The sequence below is a fragment of the Arthrobacter sp. YN genome (genome assembly GCF_002224285.1).
Lineage (GTDB): Bacteria > Actinomycetota > Actinomycetes > Actinomycetales > Micrococcaceae > Arthrobacter.
Window position 1 is genome coordinate 3,966,558 of the sequence record NZ_CP022436.1, and the last position, 16,679, is coordinate 3,983,236.

The window sequence follows — 16,679 nt, forward strand, 5'->3', positions numbered from 1 at the left end:
CTGGGATGAATCCATGGATGAACGTCCGTTACTGGCCATCAAGGGCATCGGCGGGAGTGAAAGCGCTCCCGGGGCCGGCCAGCAGAGTGGTGCGTCCGGCCGAACGGAGTTCCGCAGACGTCACGCCGATCTTCTGCATTGCCGCGAAGGCCTCGAACTCGTCACGTCCCTTCATCAGCACAGCGACATGTCCATCATCCGCAACGGCAACCTCATCCGTCCGGTGCAGGATGGACTGAAGATCGGCATCTTCAGGCAACACGAACCGGACCAGGGTGGAAAGGTCAGAGTGGAACGAACGAGGATCCCCGCCGTCGCGCCGTATCTTCTCCTCTTCCATCAGGGCTCCAGTGAGCAGTCTGGTGCTGCGGTCCCAGGTGAAGCAGCGGGCCCATTCCCGGCACTCCGCTGAGACCACCGCTTCCGAGTCCGGCTCACCCAAGGCGGTGAGGGCCTCAACCATTGCGGTCCCAAGCTCCTGGGGAGTATCCACCAGCCAACCGGTTCTGCCGTCCACTACGGAGTCCCGGATGCCTGGAACACGCAGGGCCAGGCAGGGCACACCCCACGCGGCGGCTTCGATCACCGAGCAGCCCCAACCTTCTGACGCCGAGGTGGAAGCAGTCAGCCAAGCCCGGCTCAACAACCTGTCACGGACCTCATTGGGCTGGTAGCCGTGGAACGTTACTGCGTGGTCCAGGCCGAGGTCCATGGCCAACTGCTGCAACCGGGCCCGTTCCGGGCCGTCCCCCACAATGTCCATCCGCAGCTTTGGAATGCTGCGCACTGCCACGGCAAACTGGCCCATCAGCAGGTCCAGCCTCTTATGCGGCACCAAGCGGCTGACGACGGCGATGGTCGGGTGGGGCGCGCGGGCGGCAACCTCCTCCGGAATGTCGATGGTTCCGTTCGGCACCACGTGGACAGGACCGGAGAACCCGAGTTTCCTCAGTTCCAGCCGTGTGGAGGGCGAGACCGCCACAATGGAACGCTGGCCGTACACCGTCTTGGCTCCCGAACTTTCCAGGAACCGGCCCACGGCGGCCAAAGGCGGAGAGAACCTGGTGCGGAACTGTTCCTGGTGGACGTGGTGGATCACCTGGATGATCGGCAGGTTCCGTGGCAAAAACAAGGGCGAAAAGAACGGTATCCCGTTCTGGCAGTCCACCACGGCATCAAATTCCCCCCCGCTCTGCAAAAGCCCGCCGGTCCGCACAAGCCGGAGCGCGGCATGTCCATAAATGGACAGGGCTCCGCCTCCGCGCAGGATGCGGATGCCGTCAATGACATCCTCAGGTGACTGGCCGTCGTCGCGCCCTGTAAACCAGGTGACGTGGACGCCGTTCTGCACCCACCTCTTGGAAATCTCGTGCATGTACTGCTCGGCGCCGCCGGCTTGTGAGTGCTGGACGTCGCGCCAGTTGAGGACCAGCACGTGCTTTCCGGCGAGAAGGGTTGGAGAGTTGATGTCAGGAAGGCCGGACATCATGGTGTTGCCCTCTGGAGTTGGATCACCGAGGCAAAGCTGGCCACCCCATCCTGGAAGGGGCGGAACGTTGATGCGGCTCCATCGGTCCATGCCACGGGAAGTTCGATGATGCTGGCGTTGTTGTCCTGCAGGCGCAGCAAAAGCTCAACGTCGAAAGCGAAACCAGTGCTGCGGCACTGAACCATGGCTGCTGTGAGGGCATCGCGTTCGAAGAATTTGAAGCCGCACTGAGTGTCCCGTATGCCCTTGACCTTTGACTTGGTCAGCGCCCGGAAGGCAGAGCCTCCCACCCTTCGTCCGAGGTGTTGGGGCCGGACCAGGGTTGAGCCGGGTGCATGGCGGGAAGCGATCACCGCTGCTGCACCGTCTGAGAGATGGGCCATGGCCTCGGTGAGTGTTTCCAGCGGCGTGGCGAGGTCGGCGTCGAAAAAGCCCGTGAACCTGGACGTGCCGCTAAGGAGGCCGCGACGGACTGCCGCTCCCTTCCCCTTCCGTGAGCACCCCACCACGGAAATGGGAACGGCGTCCCCCTCTTCCCGGGAGATCCTGCGGACCACTGCGGCGGTCTCATCAACGCTTCCGTTGTCCACCACAACAATCCGCGAAGACCACGGCTGGTTGGTCAGGAAATCGACCGTCTGTTTCAAGGTGTCGGGGATTCTCGCGGCCTCGTTGTAGGCGGGAATGACCACCTCCAGATCCACGCGGGAGCGGCGCAGCGAGTCTGAATGTCGGCGTGCCTGCACACTCCCTCTCTTGCCTATGTGCACACTGTGCTGTTGAAGAAGGACCATCTGAACCTCCATATATCCGGGTACGGCACAAAAACGTGCTCGCAATATAAGGAGTGGGGGCACCACGGAAGTCATGACGCCAATCCAGCCGTAGTGCTCCAAGTCATGGACCACTCTCAATACTGGGAGCGGAGCCGGGCGCTCTGAGCGAAATTGCTGGTTCCTTGTCTGAGCCCGTCTATAGAGTGGCCACATGAGCCACACATCTTCCGTCCCTGCCGCTGCTCCGGAATCAACAGCGGTGCCTCCTGTCGCCAAGCGGGTCCCCACGCGCCGTGAACACCACGGCGACGTTTTTGTGGACAACTACGAGTGGCTCAGGGACAAGGAATCCGCTGAGGTAGTGGACCTCCTGAAGGCGGAGAACGCCTACCAGGAAGCCGTCACAGCGCACCAGGAACCGTTGCGGGAAGCCATGTTCCAAGAGATCAAGGGCCGCACCCAGGAAACGGATCTGTCCGTGCCCAGCCGCAAGGACGGGTGGTGGTACTACAGCCGTTCGGTGGAAGGCAAAGAGTACAGCATCCAGTGCCGCGTCCTGGCCCACGACACCGGGGACCCCGTAGCGGACTGGACGCCCCCGTCTGTGGAGCCCGGCGTGGAGATCGACGGCGAACAAATCCTCCTGGACGGCAACATCGAAGCCGAGGGCCAGCCGTTCTTCAGCGTGGGCGGTGCCGCGGTGACGGTTGACGGCAACCTTTACGCCTACGCCGTGGACAACTCAGGCGACGAACGGTTCACCCTCAGGATCAAGGACCTGCGCACCGGGGAGCTCCTCCCGGACGTCATTGAGGACATCTTCTACGGAGTGGCTTTCTCCCCCGACGGCACGCGCCTCTTCTACACCGTGGTGGATGATTCGTGGCGCCCCTACCAGGTGAAGGCCCACGTTCTTGGTACGCCGGTGGCCGAGGACGAGGTTCTCTACCAGGAGGACGACGTCGCCATGTGGCTGGGGTTCGATCTCTCAGCGGACCGCCGCCATCTGGTGCTCAGCATCGGCTGCTCGGAGTTCAGCGAGACGCAACTGCTCCGCTTCGACGACTACGACGCCGGCCTCAGCACTGTGATCTCACGCGACCACCATATTCTGTACGAGGCTGAGCCCTTCCTCCTGGACGGCAAGGAGACACTCCTCCTGACCCACAACAAGGACGCCATCAACTCGATGGTCAGCCTGGTGGACCCGGCCGGGCTCACCAAGCCGCTGGCAGAGCAGGACTGGCGTACCGTCGTCGAACATTCCGACGACGTCCGGGTCAACGGCGCCGGCGTGACGTCCACGCACCTGGTGCTGTCTGTCCGCAAGGACACCATCGAACGGGTCCAGGTGCTGCCCCTGGCCGGCCTCGGCACCGAGGCCCAGGGTGCGCCGGTGGAGCCGGCCTTTGACGAAGAGCTCTACACCGCCGGGGTGGCAGGTTCGGACTACGAGGCTCCCGTCATCCGCATGGGCTACACGTCTTACTTCACTCCGTCGCGCGTCTACGACTTTGTGCTCCCTACCGCCGGGCTGCCCGCCGGCCAGTTGCTCCTCCGCAAGGAAAGCCCCGTTCTGGGCGGCTACACGGCGCAGGATTACGTGGCCACCCGCGAATGGGCAACGGCCGACGACGGCACCCGGGTCCCGCTGTCAGTGCTGCGTCACGCGTCGGTCCAGCAGGACGGCACGGGAGCAGGGCTGGTGTACGGCTATGGCTCGTACGAGATGAGCATGGATCCGGGCTTCGGCGTGGCCCGCTTGTCCCTCCTGGACCGCGGCATCGTCATGGTGATCGCCCACATCCGGGGCGGCGGCGAATTGGGCCGTCAGTGGTACGAGGACGGCAAGAAGCTCACCAAGAAGAACACCTTCACGGACTTCATCGCGGCCACGGATTGGCTGGCTGGATCGGGATGGGTTGAACCGTCCCGAATCGCGGCGATGGGTGGATCTGCGGGAGGCTTGCTCATGGGTGCAGTCGCCAACATGGCCCCGGAAAAATATGCTGCCGTGGTGGCACAGGTGCCGTTCGTGGATGCCCTGACCACCATCCTGGATCCCGAGCTTCCGCTGTCCGCCCTGGAATGGAGGAATGGGGCAACCCGATCACGGACCCCGAGGCCTACGCCTACATGAAGTCCTACACTCCGTACGAGAATGTGGGGGCCGTTGCCTACCCCAAGATCGCTGCGGTGACATCCTTCAACGACACCCGGGTGCTGTATGTCGAGCCTGCCAAATGGGTTCAGGCGCTGCGCTCCGTGTCCACGGGTTCCGAGCCGATCGTCATGAAGATCGAAATGGACGGCGGACACGGCGGAGCCTCGGGCCGGTACGTCCAGTGGCGTGAGCGGGCATGGGACTACGCGTTCGTCGCCGACTCCCTTGGAGCCACTGAACTCCTGCCGGGAGCCGGCCTGAAGTAGGAGTTTTTGTACAGCAGATGCCCTCATGAAGACCTTTTGAGGGCATCTGCTGTACAAAAACTCTCAGCGCTGGCGGGCCCCGAGCAGCGCGAAGTATCCAGGGATCAAGTCCGGGGTGGACGGGTTGCTCAGCGGGCGCGTCTCGATGCTCGCCGAGCCTTCCTCCACCAGGGTCCAGTCCGAGGCCGGGAAGGCCTTGGCCCGCTGTGCTGCCCCGAACCGGCCAGGCATAGGCAGCCCACGGATGGCCCACTCCAACGGGGCGGGGATGGACTTGCGGGTGGCGCCCAGATGGCTGACGTAGTCCACCGGTGTGCCCGGAAAGTTGGTCTCAGCCAGGAACACGCCGCCGCGGGTCCCGACGACGGGCAGCAGGTTCGCAGCCAACGCGGTGCGGCCGCTTCGGTCCAGAACGTGCAGGACACCACGGATGAAGACGTTCGCGTCCCCCGTCCAGCCCGCCGCTTCGAGGGCCGTAGCGACAGTCTGCGCTGCGTCCGGTGCCGTCATGTCGCAGACCGCATATGACGCCGTCGTGATTCCTGCTGACTCCTGCCGTGCCCGCTCGACCGCGTTTGCAGAGTAGTCCAGGCCCAATGCGTGCGGGAAGTGTTGCGCCAGCAAGCGCGTGAAACTGCCGTTGCCGCATCCGACGTCCACCACGGGCAGGGAAGGGTCCAACTGCGCCATTTGGGGGAGGTAGCCGTTGAGTTCATGGTCACTGCCCGAGTCCCACAGGACGTCGCCAGTGGCACCGGTCGAGCGGATATCGCCCCAGAACCGGTCCCAGGCGGTGCGGGGATCCTTGGGCGCAGCGGAAGAGAGCCTGATGAGGCGGGGAATCAGCAGGTACTTCCTCAAAGCGGAGAACATTCTCCAAATATAGGTGGCGCTAGGCCTCCACCAGCCACTCCAACGCCTCTGTTTCAGATGTGAAGAACTTAGTGGGGCACGGTGGCTTCATGATGCCCAGAAAAAAGTTGGCAATGACCCTGTCCACCGGAGATGAGCCCCAGAGCGCGATGCGGTTGGCCTGGCACGGTTTGGCAAACACGGAACGGGCACCCCGGGTGACATCATCCGTAGTGGCCATGTCCACGATCATTGGATGGCGTTCCTCGCCGCAGAGCTCGTTCACCCGGTCCATGGCCCGTTGGGCGTCAGGTTCCTTGATCCTTGCCCCGCGCGGCCACGTCAGGCGAAGAATGCCTGGTTCTTCGAGCTCCAGCTCGAACGTCACCTGTTGATGGTCCTGCGGTGTTGCTGGGTGGTCCACAGTGCTCCTTGCGCGGTTGGTGCTGCTGCAGCGGTTACCTCTGCTGACATCCTCAAGGCTGTCGAATCCCAAGGGCAAAGTAAAGGTGTGTCCCAGGACTCATCCACCCCATTTGACGCATGGTCACCTTTGGCCGCAATGCCGCTGATAGGGTGTTGCCACATCATGAAAACACCGTGAATGAACCGTTGGAACGGAAGGGGCTCAGTGGGCGAGACCGTTGCCGACGTACAGCATGCCCGCTCCGCCGTAGTGGCGGATTCAGACAAGGACCGTTTGGCCGCGACGACGGCCGCCCTTGCCGCAGCGGGATTCAACGTTTTCCCTGCCGTGGATGCCGCGGCCCTGGCCGCCCATCTCCAGCACCGCACCCCCTCGGTAGCGGTAGCTGAGAGTTCCCTGGCATACGGACTGCGCAGCCCCGGGGTTCCGATGCTGCTGATCCTTGCCTCCTTGGAATCCCTGGACCTCCAGGAAGTGGAATCCTGGCGCGTAGCGGACTACGTCATCAGCCCCGTGCGATCCGGGGAACTGGTCCACCGGGTTGAAACCCTGATCGGCCGGGCTGCCGAACGCGCGCGTTCACGCGGCGAAATCGAAGCACTGCGCGAAAGCCTCCGCAATGTCTCCTCGGCGATCCGGGAGACCAACGATCCCCAACTGATCTCAGACCACGTGGTGCGTGGCTTCGGTGAGGCGCTGGACGTGGACCACGTCTGGTTTGCCACCTTCCGCGACGAACGTGTTCCCAGCATTCGTGCACAGTGGAACCGTCCCGGCCTTCCGCTGCTTCCCGCGAGGCTGGGTGAGAGCGAAAACGCCATTATCGAGGCCGCCAACAGGCTGTGGGCGGATGCGGATGTCCTGGCAGTCGCGGACCACCGCGAAGACCCCGACTCCAGGATCGCCAAGGCCCTGCGGGAGTGGTCCGGCGAGCTCGACCCTGTGTCCACCGTCCTTCTCCCAGTGGGTGAGGGAGCAACCGCGATGGGCATCATCCTGCTCTCCACCGTCCAGGAACGGCACGATTGGACCCGTCCCGAGATCGCGTTGATGCAACACGTGGCCGGGAACGTGGCCCACGGGCTCATCCAGGGCCACCTCATCAGTGCCCAACAGCGGGTGCTGCACCAGCTAAGGCAGTTGGACAAGGCCAAAACCGATTTCCTGGCCACGGTCAACCATGAACTCCGGACACCGCTGACCTCCATCACCGCCTATCTGGACATGATCCAGGACGGATCCGGCGGGCCGGTTCCCGACGGTATCCGGAAGATGCTGGACGTCATCGCCCGGAACTCCACCCGCCTCCGCAGGCTCATCGAGGACATGCTTACCGTGTCCATGCAGGACGGCAGCAACCTGGACCTCAAACCGGTGGATATTGCCAAGCTCCTGCAGGTGGTGGTGGCCACGCTTCGGCCACTGGCAGAGTCCCGCCACGTCTCGTTGTCCTTCACCGAGGGGACTGACGACATCGAGGTCACGGCCGACGAAGCGAAGCTGGAACAGGTGTTCACCAACATCGTGGCCAACGCCATCAAGTTCACACCCGAGGGCGGCAGGGTGGGCATCACCAGTTCGGTCTCGGACTCGGAGGGCGGCGGGCTGGCGCTGGTAGAGATCGCAGACAACGGCCTGGGCATCCCCGAGCACGATCTCCCCCACATCTTCACCCGCTTCTACCGGGCCTCCAATGCCACGTCAGCAGCGGTCCCCGGCAGTGGGCTTGGACTGGCGATTGCGCACGACATCATCAGCCGCCACATGGGCCGCCTCCTGCTGGATTCCACCCTCGGGGCCGGCACCACGGTATCCGTGGAGTTGCCGGTGGGCGGGCCGTAGTCACACCCCTGCCCGGTGTGACAGGCGTGTCAAGGTCAGGTCCGTGCAAGTGCTCTAAGGTCACTAATGCTCGACATACTGTGAAACAAAATTGATGCCCCGGGCAGCAACCCGGGGCATCAATTGACGTTATATGGCCTTGAGAGGCGCCCCCAAAGTTTAGTTTGGCCACCAACCGATGCTGGTGGTGTTCGTCTTCGTGGCGGTGTAGCTGTTAGGCCACCAGCCGATTGCCGTGCTGTCTTGCGTAGGCTCGGCATTAGCTGGGGCAGCGAAACCCGTTACTGCCAGAACCGCCGCCATGAGCAGGGTTGCCGCAAATTTTTTCATCCGCTATGCCCTTTCGTACTGATGCGAATTTGTTGTCTGTGACTTGAATAAAGTCACGGTGCAAACTATACGAGCTTTTCTTCCCTAATGACATGGATAATGGGCTCATGCAAAGTCCGCACCTCGCCTCCCACTTCGTTGCCGGTCTCACGGCACGCGCCAAGTGGAAGGAACGGGACTTCGACGAGGCCTACCGCCTGGCCGTAGAGGCTGCCGGACTGTCCACCGCCGCCGGAGATGACGAGTCCTGGTGGAACATGCGTTACCTTCAAGCGGAGTGCCTCCGGGACCAAGGCCGCATTGAGGAATACCTCAACGTCGCCATGGAACTCAACGATCACAGCCTGACCGCCTCCTCGGCCGAGCTCGGGGCCAAAGCAGGAACCATGGTTGCCGTAGCATTCCAAGGCCTGGGCAGGCTCCCCGAAGCTGCCACCATGGCTGCGGAGGCGGCCAAACTTGCGGCCGGAGATGCCGAATTGCTGTACGTTCAGATCCTCGCCCAGCGCGCCCTGATCGCTGCATTGGCGGAGAGCCGGCTCCTGGACGATGCCTGGCGCGAATGCCTCGTCCTGGAAACCCTGCTGACCGACGACGTCGATGAAGACACTGCCGGCAAAGGTTATTGGGTGATTGGCAACGTTGCATTCCTTGCCAATCGTGTTGCCGACGGCGGCCGCTACCACGATCTCGCGGCCGAACGGCTTTCACCGTCCAAAGACGTTGATTTGTGGGCACGGTTCAACAGGGCATCAGCGGAAATGCGCCTGCAGGCAAAACTCAGGGATCCTGCAACCCTCCGCTGCATTGAAAGGGCAGAGCTCGCCACGGACATTGTGGGCGGCTCCGAGCGGGACCACCTGGAAATGTCGCTGGTCCGCGCCCACTGGTATTTTCTCAGCGATGATATGCAGCAAGCCGCCGCGATCCTGGAACCCCTGTGCGCCCGCTCCACCATTCTGGCCACACAAACCTCGGCGGAAGCACATTTCCTTTTAGCCCGGACCCTGCTTGAATCCGATCGACGGCAGGATGCACTGGTGACGTTCGAAAAAGCTGCCATGCTGTTCGAACAGGCAGCATTGCCCGAACGCAGCGCAGCCGTTCGGGAGTACCTTCGCCACAGCGATGAACAACGAGGCGGGCCACACGGGGGGTGAGCATGTCCGAAGGGAAAATGTACTCCGGCAACGACCCGCGCCTTGGGCTGCTCCTGGACGGAATCGTCAGGTTGGCCGCCGGGGATCTCAACACCAGAATCGAAGTCTCAGAGGCACGGGACGAAATCGACGCCGTGATCATGGGCACCAACCTCCTGGCGGAGGATCTCCAGATCATTTACGCAGAGTTGGAGCAACGGGTGCGGGCCCGTACCCAGCAGCTCAACGAAGCCCACCTGGCGATGCAGCACATGGCCATGACCGATCCCCTCACAGGCCTGAACAACCGCTCAGCATTTGCCACGGCACTCAGCGAAGCCCAGGCCAGTGGGGCGCAGAGCGGCCGAAAGGCAGCCATCCTCCTCCTGGACATGGACGGGTTCAAAGCGATCAACGACTCTCTGGGGCACACCATCGGGGACAAGGTCCTGGAAACGGTGGCCAATCGGATCACCGGCGCCGTGCGCGATCAGGACATGGTGGCCCGCATGGGCGGCGACGAATTCGCGGTGCTGATCCCCGACGTGACTCCCGCTATCGCCGCTTCCATCGGCAACCGCATCCTTGCCGCAGTGGTGGGCGTCATGGAGATTGAGGGCCAGCACCTGCGTTGCGGTGCCAGCATGGGCCTCCGGATGGCCGATCCCGGCCACCGCGCGGAGGAACTGATGATGGAAGCGGACATCGCCATGTACGAGTCCAAGGCTGACGGGCGCGGCAAGCTCAAGGTCTTCGAACCCGCCATGCTGCACGCCCGGCAGATGAGGAACCAGCTGGTGGGCGAACTCAAGGAAGCGATCACCGGCTCGCAGCTGATGCTCTACTATCAGCCGATCATCCGGTTGGATACCCGCGAAATCGAAGGCGTGGAGGCGTTGGTCCGCTGGAACCACCCCACCCGCGGACTCGTCATGCCGGACGAGTTCATCCCCATTGCCGAGGAAACGGGAATGATTTCCGATCTGGGCGGCTGGGTGCTCCGCACCGCCGTCGGGCAGTTGAAGCAATGGCGCACCGACCCCCTCACGTCGGGCCACAACTTCAGCATGCGAATCAACGTTTCGGCGGCGGATCTACAGCGGCTGGAGTTTATTGAAGACGTCCGGGAGGCTTTGGCTTCGGCTGAGTTGGACCCGTCACTCCTGGTCCTGGAACTGACCGAGAGCGCAGTCATTCAAGGCAATGACTTGGACCGCTACACGCTCAACAGCCTGCGCCGACTGGGCGTGGGACTGGAAATCGACGACTTTGGCACCGGCTACTCATCCATCAGCTACCTGCGCCAGCTTCCGGTGGACACCGTCAAAGTGGACCGGACCCTGCTCTCAGCACTGGGCAGCGACCCCTTGCAACCCGCACTGCTGGCCGCCGTGCTGCAGTTGATCCGGGCTTGCGGGTTGGCTGCGGTGTGGGAAGGCGTCGAAAGTGCCGAGCAAGCCGAATATCTCCTCAGCATCGGGTGCACCAGCGGCCAAGGGTACTACTTCAGCAGGCCACTGCCTGAAGAGCAGCTGACCGAACAGCTGAAGCACCACAAGACGTGGCCCGTCAGTTGATGGTCCGCGTCCACGGATGGTGCCGGGTTCGCCACTCGGAGTCGAGAATCGCGTAGATAGTCTCCGTGGCCCATTGGCCCTTGTAGTGCCAATTGTCCACCAGCGTCGCTTCCAGGCGCATGCCCAGGCGCTTGGCGATGCCGGCCGAGCCTTCGTTGAGGGCATCCAACTTGGCATCAACGCGGTGGAATGAGAGCGTCTCGAACGCAAGCCTCAGCACGGCTTCCGCGGCTTCGGTGGCAATGCCGTGACCCTGGGCATCAGGATGGAGAATCCAGCCCACCTCTGCCTGCCCTGTCCCCTCAAGCCATTTCAGCACCACCTCGCCCATGAGTCCCGGGTGGTCCTTCCTCTCGATGGCCAGGCAAATCCAGTCACCCTCCTGGTTGAACTCGAAGTTGGCGTACCGGCCCAGGACTTCCATGGACTTGGTCCTGGTCAGCTCGTTGCGCAGAAGGAACCGGGCAGTTTCGGGAAGCGACTGGTATCCGTGGAAGCGATCGAGGTCCTCCGCTTCGAAGCGGCGCAGAATGAGTCGGTCTGTGGTGATGGGGAGCTCAATTTCGGGCATGTCTCCGAGGCTACTAGGTGCGGGCGAATACTGGTCCAGTCTTGACACGTGGCGCGATCTGGGATTACCTAATGAACATTCGGTAAATAAAGCTGGAGGCAATGACGCATGGTTGAAACAACCCTCTCCGGTGCATCGCACCACATCCTGACGAACGACTACGCGTCCGAATGGATGGGCATCGAGGTCCTCAAGCTCGACGACGGGCACGCCACCATCCGCATGCACCTCCGCCAGGAGATGCTCAACGGATTCGGAATGGCCCACGGCGGAATGATCTTCGCCTTCGGGGACACCGCGTTCGCACTGGCCTGCAACCCAGCCAACCCCACGCCCAAGCAAGCCGCCAACATCACGGTGGCGTCCGGCGTCGACATCAACTTCATCAAGCCCGCGTTCCAAGGCCAGGTGATCACCGCCGTCGCAAACCGCCGCGCGAGCACCGGCCGAAGCGGCCTGTACGACATCCAGATCTACGCGGCCGCGCCTGACGCCGATTCCGCCCCCGACGCCGAGCACGGTGAACTCATTGCCGAGTTCCGTGGCCGCAGCCGCACCATCTCCAAGAAGTAGGAACCCCAATGACGCAGAACACCGTGGCCGCACCCGCAGCTTCCTCCTCGAAGGCAACTGACCCCGTGCTGGACCGTGAAGAAACCATCTCCCGCGACGAACTCGAGGCCCTGCAGCTCACCCGCCTGAAGCACACCGTGGCCTACGCCTACGATCGAGTGCCGCTGTACAAGCGCAAGTTCGACGAAGCCGGCGTGCACCCCTCGGACCTCCGCGAACTGAGCGACCTCGGCAAATTCCCGTACACCACCAAGGAAGACCTCCGCCTGGAATACCCGTTCGGCATGTTCGCCGTGCCCCAGGACCAGGTGGCACGCATCCACGCGAGCTCCGGAACCACCGGCCGCCCCACAGTAGTCGGCTACACCAAGCAGGACCTCGCCAACTGGGCGACACTGGTGGCCCGCTCCTTCCGCGCCTCCGGAGTCCGGCCCGGCATGAAGGTCCACAACGCCTACGGATACGGCCTCTTTACCGGCGGCCTCGGCGCACACGCCGGCGCTGAAGCGCTCGGCTGCACCGTCATTCCGATCTCCGGCGGCCAGACTGAACGCCAGATCCAGCTGATCCAGGACTTCAAGCCGGACGCCATCCTTGCCACACCCACCTACCTGCTGACCATCGCCGACGCCATGGCACACCAGGGCATCGACCCCACCTCCACGTCGCTCAAGTACGCCGTTCTGGGCGCCGAACCGTGGACCGAAGAAATGCGCCACGAGCTCGAAAACACCATGAACATCAAGGCCTCGGACATCTACGGCCTCTCCGAAGTCATGGGCCCCGGCGTCGCCGGCGAAGCCGTTGAAACCCAGGACGGCTGCCACATCTGGGAAGACCACTTCCGCCCCGAAATCATCGATCCGTTCGACCACTCCACAGTCCTCGGTGACGGCGAACCCGGCGAACTCGTCTTCACATCCCTGACCAAGGAAGCGCTCCCGATTATCCGGTACCGCACCAAGGACCTCACCCGCCTGCTCCCCGGCACCGCCCGCCCGGCGCACCGCCGCATGGGCCGCATCACCGGCCGCAGCGACGACATGATCATCCTCCGCGGCGTGAACCTGTTCCCGTCGCAGATCGAGGAAATCGCGCTCCGCATCCCGGAACTCAGCCCGCACTTCCAGCTCGAAATCACCCGCCCAGAGGGCAAGCGCATGGATTCACTGACCGTGAAGATCGAACGGCGCGAGAACGTCTCCACCGATGCAGGCACGACGGCGGCGCACACCTTGCGTGAGCAGATCAAGATTCACGTCGGGTCATCTTGCGTAGTAGACGTAGTAGAGCCTGGTTCCCTTGAGCGGTCCAACGGCAAGCTTCGACGGATCTACGACATGCGCCCCAAGGGCTGACCTTGCTTGAGATCGTGAGAAAATGCCAGCATGCCTACTGAGACCACCACCAAGCGCGGACGGCCCGGTTACGACCAGCAGTCGGTGCTCCGCATCGCCGTCGACGTCTTCAACCGCCACGGGTACGACGCTACGTCCATGGGCATCCTGGCCGAGAACCTCGGGATCTCGAAGTCAGCCATTTACCACCACGTGCCGTCCAAGGGCGATCTGCTGAAGCTCGCCCTGGACCACGCGTTGGGCGGCCTTGAGGCCATCCTCGAGGAGCCTGCCGCCACCTCCGGGCCGGCCGACGCCCGGCTTGAGTTCGTGCTGCGGCAGACCATCGCTGTGCTGGTGGACCGGCTGCCCTTCGTCACACTTCTCCTGCGCCTCCGAGGCAACACGGAGATTGAGCGGGACGCCCTGGAACGCCGCCGCGCGTTCGACCACAAGGTAGCCGAACTCATCTCTGCGGCCCGCGAGGACGGTTCCCTGCGGCAGGACATCGATCCCCGCACCGTGACGCGCCTGCTGTTCGGCACTATCAACTCGATCGTGGAATGGTACAAGCCGGGCGGCTCGCTGTCCCCTGAGAAGCTCGCGGACGACGTCATCACCATGGCCTTCGACGGCCTCCACACGGCCGCCTGACCCTCTCGCACATCCCACGGGCTTCCGGCCGTCCCTGTCTCACATCCCACGCGCTTCCGGCCATCCCCCTCGCACATCCCACTGGCTTCCGGCCATCCCTCTCGCACATCCCACTGGCTTCCGGCCGTCCCTCTCTCACATCCCACGCGCTTGAGTCGAACCCTCTCTCACCTCCCACGGGCCTCCGGCCATCCCTCTCGCACATCCCACGCGCTTCCGGCCGTCCCTCTCGCACATCCCACGGGCTTCCGGCCATCCCTCTCGCACATCCCAGTAGACAGGTAGCTTCGTCGTGCAGTCTCCTGTCCGCCCGCAACCGGAACGCCGAACGCCTTCCCCCTCATGTGGGAAGGCGTTCGATCGGTCGCCGGCGCATCGATTTCCATTTGAGCCCGCGGGATGTGAGAGAGGGACCCACTCAAGCCCGCGGGACGTGAGAGAGGGACCCACTCAAGCCCGCGGGATGTGCGAGAGGGACCCACTCAAACCCGCGGGACGTGAGAGAGGGTTACTTCTCCACGAGGGTGAGGACGTCGTAGGTGGCCACGATTTCGTCGTTCTGGTTGGTCAGGACAGCGTCCCAAGCAACTTCGCCGTATTCGTCCGTCTCACGCGGAGTGATCTTCTTGGCTGTCAGCGTGACCCGGATCGAATCTCCCGCCGCCACCGGGGTGATGAAGCGCAGGTTCTCGAGCCCATAGTTGGCCAGGACGGGACCCGGAGCAGGCTCCACGAAGAGACCGGCAGCCCAGCTCAGGAGAAGGTAGCCGTGGGCCACGATGCCGGGGAAGAACGGGTTGGCTTCGGCTGCTTCCTGGTTGGTGTGGGCGTAGAACGTGTCGCCCGTGGAGTTGGCAAACGCAGTAATGTCCTCGAGCGTGACCTCCCGGAGTTCCGAGCGAACAGCGTCGCCGATCCGGAGGGTGGAGAGGTGCTTGCGGAACGGGTGCTCGCCCTCGGTTTCCACCGTGAAGTTGCGGTCGGCGCCCGTGTGCCACTGGCCCGTGACGGCGGTCAGCATGTTCGGGGAGCCCTGGATGGCGGTGCGCTGCATGTGGTGCAGGACGGAACGAATGCCACCGAGTTCCTCGCCACCACCGGCGCGGCCCGGACCGCCGTGAACCAGGTGCGGAACCGGGGATCCGTGACCGGTGGAGGAGCGGGCGTCTTCACGGTTGAGCATGTGGACGCGGCCGTGGTGGGCTGCGATGCCAAGCACCAACTCCTGCGCCACGGAAGGATCGTTGGTGCACACCGAAGCTACCAAGGAGCCGGAACCGCGGGCTGCGAGGCGGACGGCGTCGGCCAGATCCGAGTAACCGAGCACGGAGGAAACCGGACCGAAGGCCTCGAGCGAGTGTACTTCCTCGGCTTCGGCGTCCGCCCAGCTCAGGAGAACGGGCGACATGAAAGCGCCGTCCTCCACGACCCCCACTTCGCCGCCAACTGAGGTGACCGACGGCGTATCGAGGGATCCGTACGCAAGCTCGCCACCGGCGTCGAGCATTGATTGCACAGCAGCGCGGACGTCGGCGAGCTGCTCCAGCGAAGCCAGGGCGCCCATGGTGACGCCCTCGGCGCGGGGGTCGCCAACAACGACGCGCTCATTAATGCGCGCACCAACGGCGGCAGCAACCTCAGCGGTGAGCTGCTGTGGGACGATGATGCGGCGGATGGCCGTACACTTCTGGCCGGCCTTAACGGTCATTTCGGTGACGACTGCCTTGACGAAGGCGTCGAACTCCGGGGTCCCGGGAACCGCATCCGGGCCGAGAATCGCGGCGTTGAGGGAGTCGGTCTCAGACGTGAAACGGACGCCACCTTGGACCACATTCTGGTGCCCCTTCAGCGAGTTGGCCGTTGAGGCCGATCCCGTGAAGGACACAAGGTCGCGGTAATCGAGTTCGTCCAGGATGGTGCGGGCGGAGCCGGAGATCAGCTGGAGGGAACCGGCCGGGAGAATGCCCGATTCGACCATTGCCTTGACCGCAGCGGCGGCGACGTAGCCCGTGGGCGTAGCCGGCTTCACGATGGTGGGAACACCGGCGAGGAAGGCGGGAGCGAACTTCTCCAGCATGCCCCACACGGGGAAGTTGAAGGCGTTGATCTGCACTGCGACGCCGGGGATGCGGGTGTAGATGTGCTCACCGGCGAACGAGCCGTCCTTGGACAGGACCTCCATAGGGCCGTCCACCACAACCTGCGAGTTGGGCAGTTCGCGGCGGCCCTTGGAGCCGAACGTGAAGAGCACGCCGATACCGCCGTCGATGTCGATCATGTTGTCGATCTTGGTGGCGCCGCTCTGGGACGAGGACTCGTACAGCTCCTGGCGCCGGCCGTTGAGGTACTGGGCAAGCTCCTTGAGCTTGAGCGCACGCTGGTGGAACGTCAGCTTCCCGAGTTCAGTTTGGCCTGTGGTGCGGGCGAAATCCACGACGGCGCCAAGGTCCAGTCCGTCGGTGCTCACGTTGGCCAGGACTTCTCCGGTGCTGGCATCGCGGACCGGGACTTTCGTGGCATCAGGCGCCGGTGTCCACCAGGCATCCTGAACGTAGCTGGGGACGGTTGCAACGGCTGTGGTTTCCGGGGCGACTGCGGTAGTGGTCATCGTCGACGGGTCCTTCCAAGGCACGTGAAATCGGCACGGTCTGTGGTGCTGCCCGGGGGCAAACATTACTGACC

General features: G+C 63.5%; 12 protein-coding genes and 1 pseudogene. 7 read left to right on the plus strand and 6 right to left on the minus strand.

What is annotated here, in order from left to right; translation table 11 throughout:
* Positions 1-28 precede the first annotated feature (28 nt).
* Entirely contained in the window at positions 29-1,489 is a 1,461-nt protein-coding gene (locus tag CGK93_RS18165) for a glycosyltransferase family 4 protein (RefSeq protein WP_089596022.1), read from the minus strand.
* On the minus strand, positions 1,486-2,235 hold the full coding sequence (locus CGK93_RS18170) for a glycosyltransferase (RefSeq protein ID WP_232481387.1): 750 nt from the start codon (positions 2,233-2,235) through the stop codon (positions 1,486-1,488). The genes CGK93_RS18165 and CGK93_RS18170 overlap by 4 nt, the downstream gene beginning before the upstream one ends.
* A 241-nt stretch (positions 2,236-2,476) precedes the next feature.
* Here CGK93_RS18170 and CGK93_RS18175 point away from each other — a divergent pair.
* A pseudogene (locus tag CGK93_RS18175) lies at positions 2,477-4,695 on the plus strand (S9 family peptidase).
* Between the two features lie 63 nt (positions 4,696-4,758).
* On the opposite strand, the gene CGK93_RS18180 reads toward CGK93_RS18175, so the two are convergent.
* Both CGK93_RS18180 and CGK93_RS18185 read right to left on the minus strand, forming a co-directional pair.
* Positions 4,759-5,568, minus strand: coding sequence for a class I SAM-dependent methyltransferase (locus CGK93_RS18180; protein ID WP_089596024.1), 810 nt, complete (start codon positions 5,566-5,568; stop codon positions 4,759-4,761).
* A 19-nt stretch (positions 5,569-5,587) separates the two neighbouring features.
* The gene (locus tag CGK93_RS18185; RefSeq protein ID WP_089596025.1) at positions 5,588-5,971 is read right to left on the minus strand and encodes a DUF7793 family protein; all 384 of its coding nucleotides are present in this window, start codon (positions 5,969-5,971) and stop codon (positions 5,588-5,590) included.
* A gap of 180 nt (positions 5,972-6,151) precedes the next feature.
* Here CGK93_RS18185 and CGK93_RS18190 point away from each other — a divergent pair, with 180 nt between their 5' ends.
* The 3 genes from CGK93_RS18190 (at position 6,152) to CGK93_RS18200 (ending at position 10,862) form a co-directional block, all read left to right on the plus strand.
* Positions 6,152-7,816, plus strand: coding sequence for an ATP-binding protein (locus CGK93_RS18190; protein WP_232481388.1), 1,665 nt, complete (start codon positions 6,152-6,154; stop codon positions 7,814-7,816).
* Positions 7,817-8,253: 437 nt separating this feature from the next.
* On the plus strand, positions 8,254-9,306 hold the full coding sequence (locus tag CGK93_RS18195; protein ID WP_089596026.1) for a hypothetical protein: 1,053 nt from the start codon (positions 8,254-8,256) through the stop codon (positions 9,304-9,306).
* A gap of 2 nt (positions 9,307-9,308) precedes the next feature.
* Positions 9,309-10,862 (plus strand): putative bifunctional diguanylate cyclase/phosphodiesterase, encoded by a 1,554-nt coding sequence (locus CGK93_RS18200; RefSeq protein WP_089596027.1) that lies wholly within the window; start codon positions 9,309-9,311, stop codon positions 10,860-10,862.
* Here the strand turns inward: CGK93_RS18200 and CGK93_RS18205 are convergent.
* The gene (locus tag CGK93_RS18205) at positions 10,855-11,433 is read right to left on the minus strand and encodes a GNAT family N-acetyltransferase (RefSeq protein ID WP_089596028.1); all 579 of its coding nucleotides are present in this window, start codon (positions 11,431-11,433) and stop codon (positions 10,855-10,857) included. The two genes, CGK93_RS18200 and CGK93_RS18205, sit on opposite strands and share 8 nt — an antisense overlap.
* 108 nt (positions 11,434-11,541) lie before the next feature.
* Here CGK93_RS18205 and CGK93_RS18210 point away from each other — a divergent pair, with 108 nt between their 5' ends.
* The 3 genes from CGK93_RS18210 to CGK93_RS18220 are packed head-to-tail and all read left to right on the plus strand — an operon-like array spanning position 11,542 to position 13,997.
* Complete coding sequence (locus CGK93_RS18210) at positions 11,542-12,006, plus strand: hotdog fold thioesterase (RefSeq protein WP_089596029.1); 465 nt, start codon at positions 11,542-11,544, stop codon at positions 12,004-12,006.
* Between the two features lie 8 nt (positions 12,007-12,014).
* Positions 12,015-13,364, plus strand: coding sequence for a phenylacetate--CoA ligase PaaK (paaK, locus tag CGK93_RS18215; RefSeq protein WP_089596030.1), 1,350 nt, complete (start codon positions 12,015-12,017; stop codon positions 13,362-13,364).
* 30 nt (positions 13,365-13,394) lie between these two features.
* Positions 13,395-13,997, plus strand: a complete 603-nt coding sequence (locus CGK93_RS18220; RefSeq protein ID WP_089596031.1) for a TetR/AcrR family transcriptional regulator — start codon at positions 13,395-13,397, stop codon at positions 13,995-13,997.
* 508 nt (positions 13,998-14,505) lie between these two features.
* Here CGK93_RS18220 and paaZ read toward each other — a convergent pair.
* Positions 14,506-16,605, minus strand: coding sequence for a phenylacetic acid degradation bifunctional protein PaaZ (gene paaZ, locus CGK93_RS18225; protein WP_089596032.1), 2,100 nt, complete (start codon positions 16,603-16,605; stop codon positions 14,506-14,508).
* Positions 16,606-16,679: the final 74 nt, after the last annotated feature.

Excerpts from the sequence above, each read along its gene's own strand:
- CGK93_RS18165 (WP_089596022.1), bottom strand. The coding sequence starts at position 1,489 with ATGATGTCCGGCCTTCCTGACATCAACTCTCCAACCCTTCTCGCCGGA.
- CGK93_RS18180 (WP_089596024.1), bottom strand. The coding sequence starts at position 5,568 with ATGTTCTCCGCTTTGAGGAAGTACCTGCTGATTCCCCGCCTCATCAGG.
- CGK93_RS18190 (WP_232481388.1), top strand. The coding sequence starts at position 6,152 with ATGAACCGTTGGAACGGAAGGGGCTCAGTGGGCGAGACCGTTGCCGAC.
- CGK93_RS18195 (WP_089596026.1), top strand. The coding sequence starts at position 8,254 with ATGCAAAGTCCGCACCTCGCCTCCCACTTCGTTGCCGGTCTCACGGCA.
- CGK93_RS18200 (WP_089596027.1), top strand. The coding sequence starts at position 9,309 with ATGTCCGAAGGGAAAATGTACTCCGGCAACGACCCGCGCCTTGGGCTG.
- CGK93_RS18205 (WP_089596028.1), bottom strand. The coding sequence starts at position 11,433 with ATGCCCGAAATTGAGCTCCCCATCACCACAGACCGACTCATTCTGCGC.
- CGK93_RS18210 (WP_089596029.1), top strand. The coding sequence starts at position 11,542 with ATGGTTGAAACAACCCTCTCCGGTGCATCGCACCACATCCTGACGAAC.
- paaK (WP_089596030.1), top strand. The coding sequence starts at position 12,015 with ATGACGCAGAACACCGTGGCCGCACCCGCAGCTTCCTCCTCGAAGGCA.
- CGK93_RS18220 (WP_089596031.1), top strand. The coding sequence starts at position 13,395 with ATGCCTACTGAGACCACCACCAAGCGCGGACGGCCCGGTTACGACCAG.
- paaZ (WP_089596032.1), bottom strand. The coding sequence starts at position 16,605 with ATGACCACTACCGCAGTCGCCCCGGAAACCACAGCCGTTGCAACCGTC.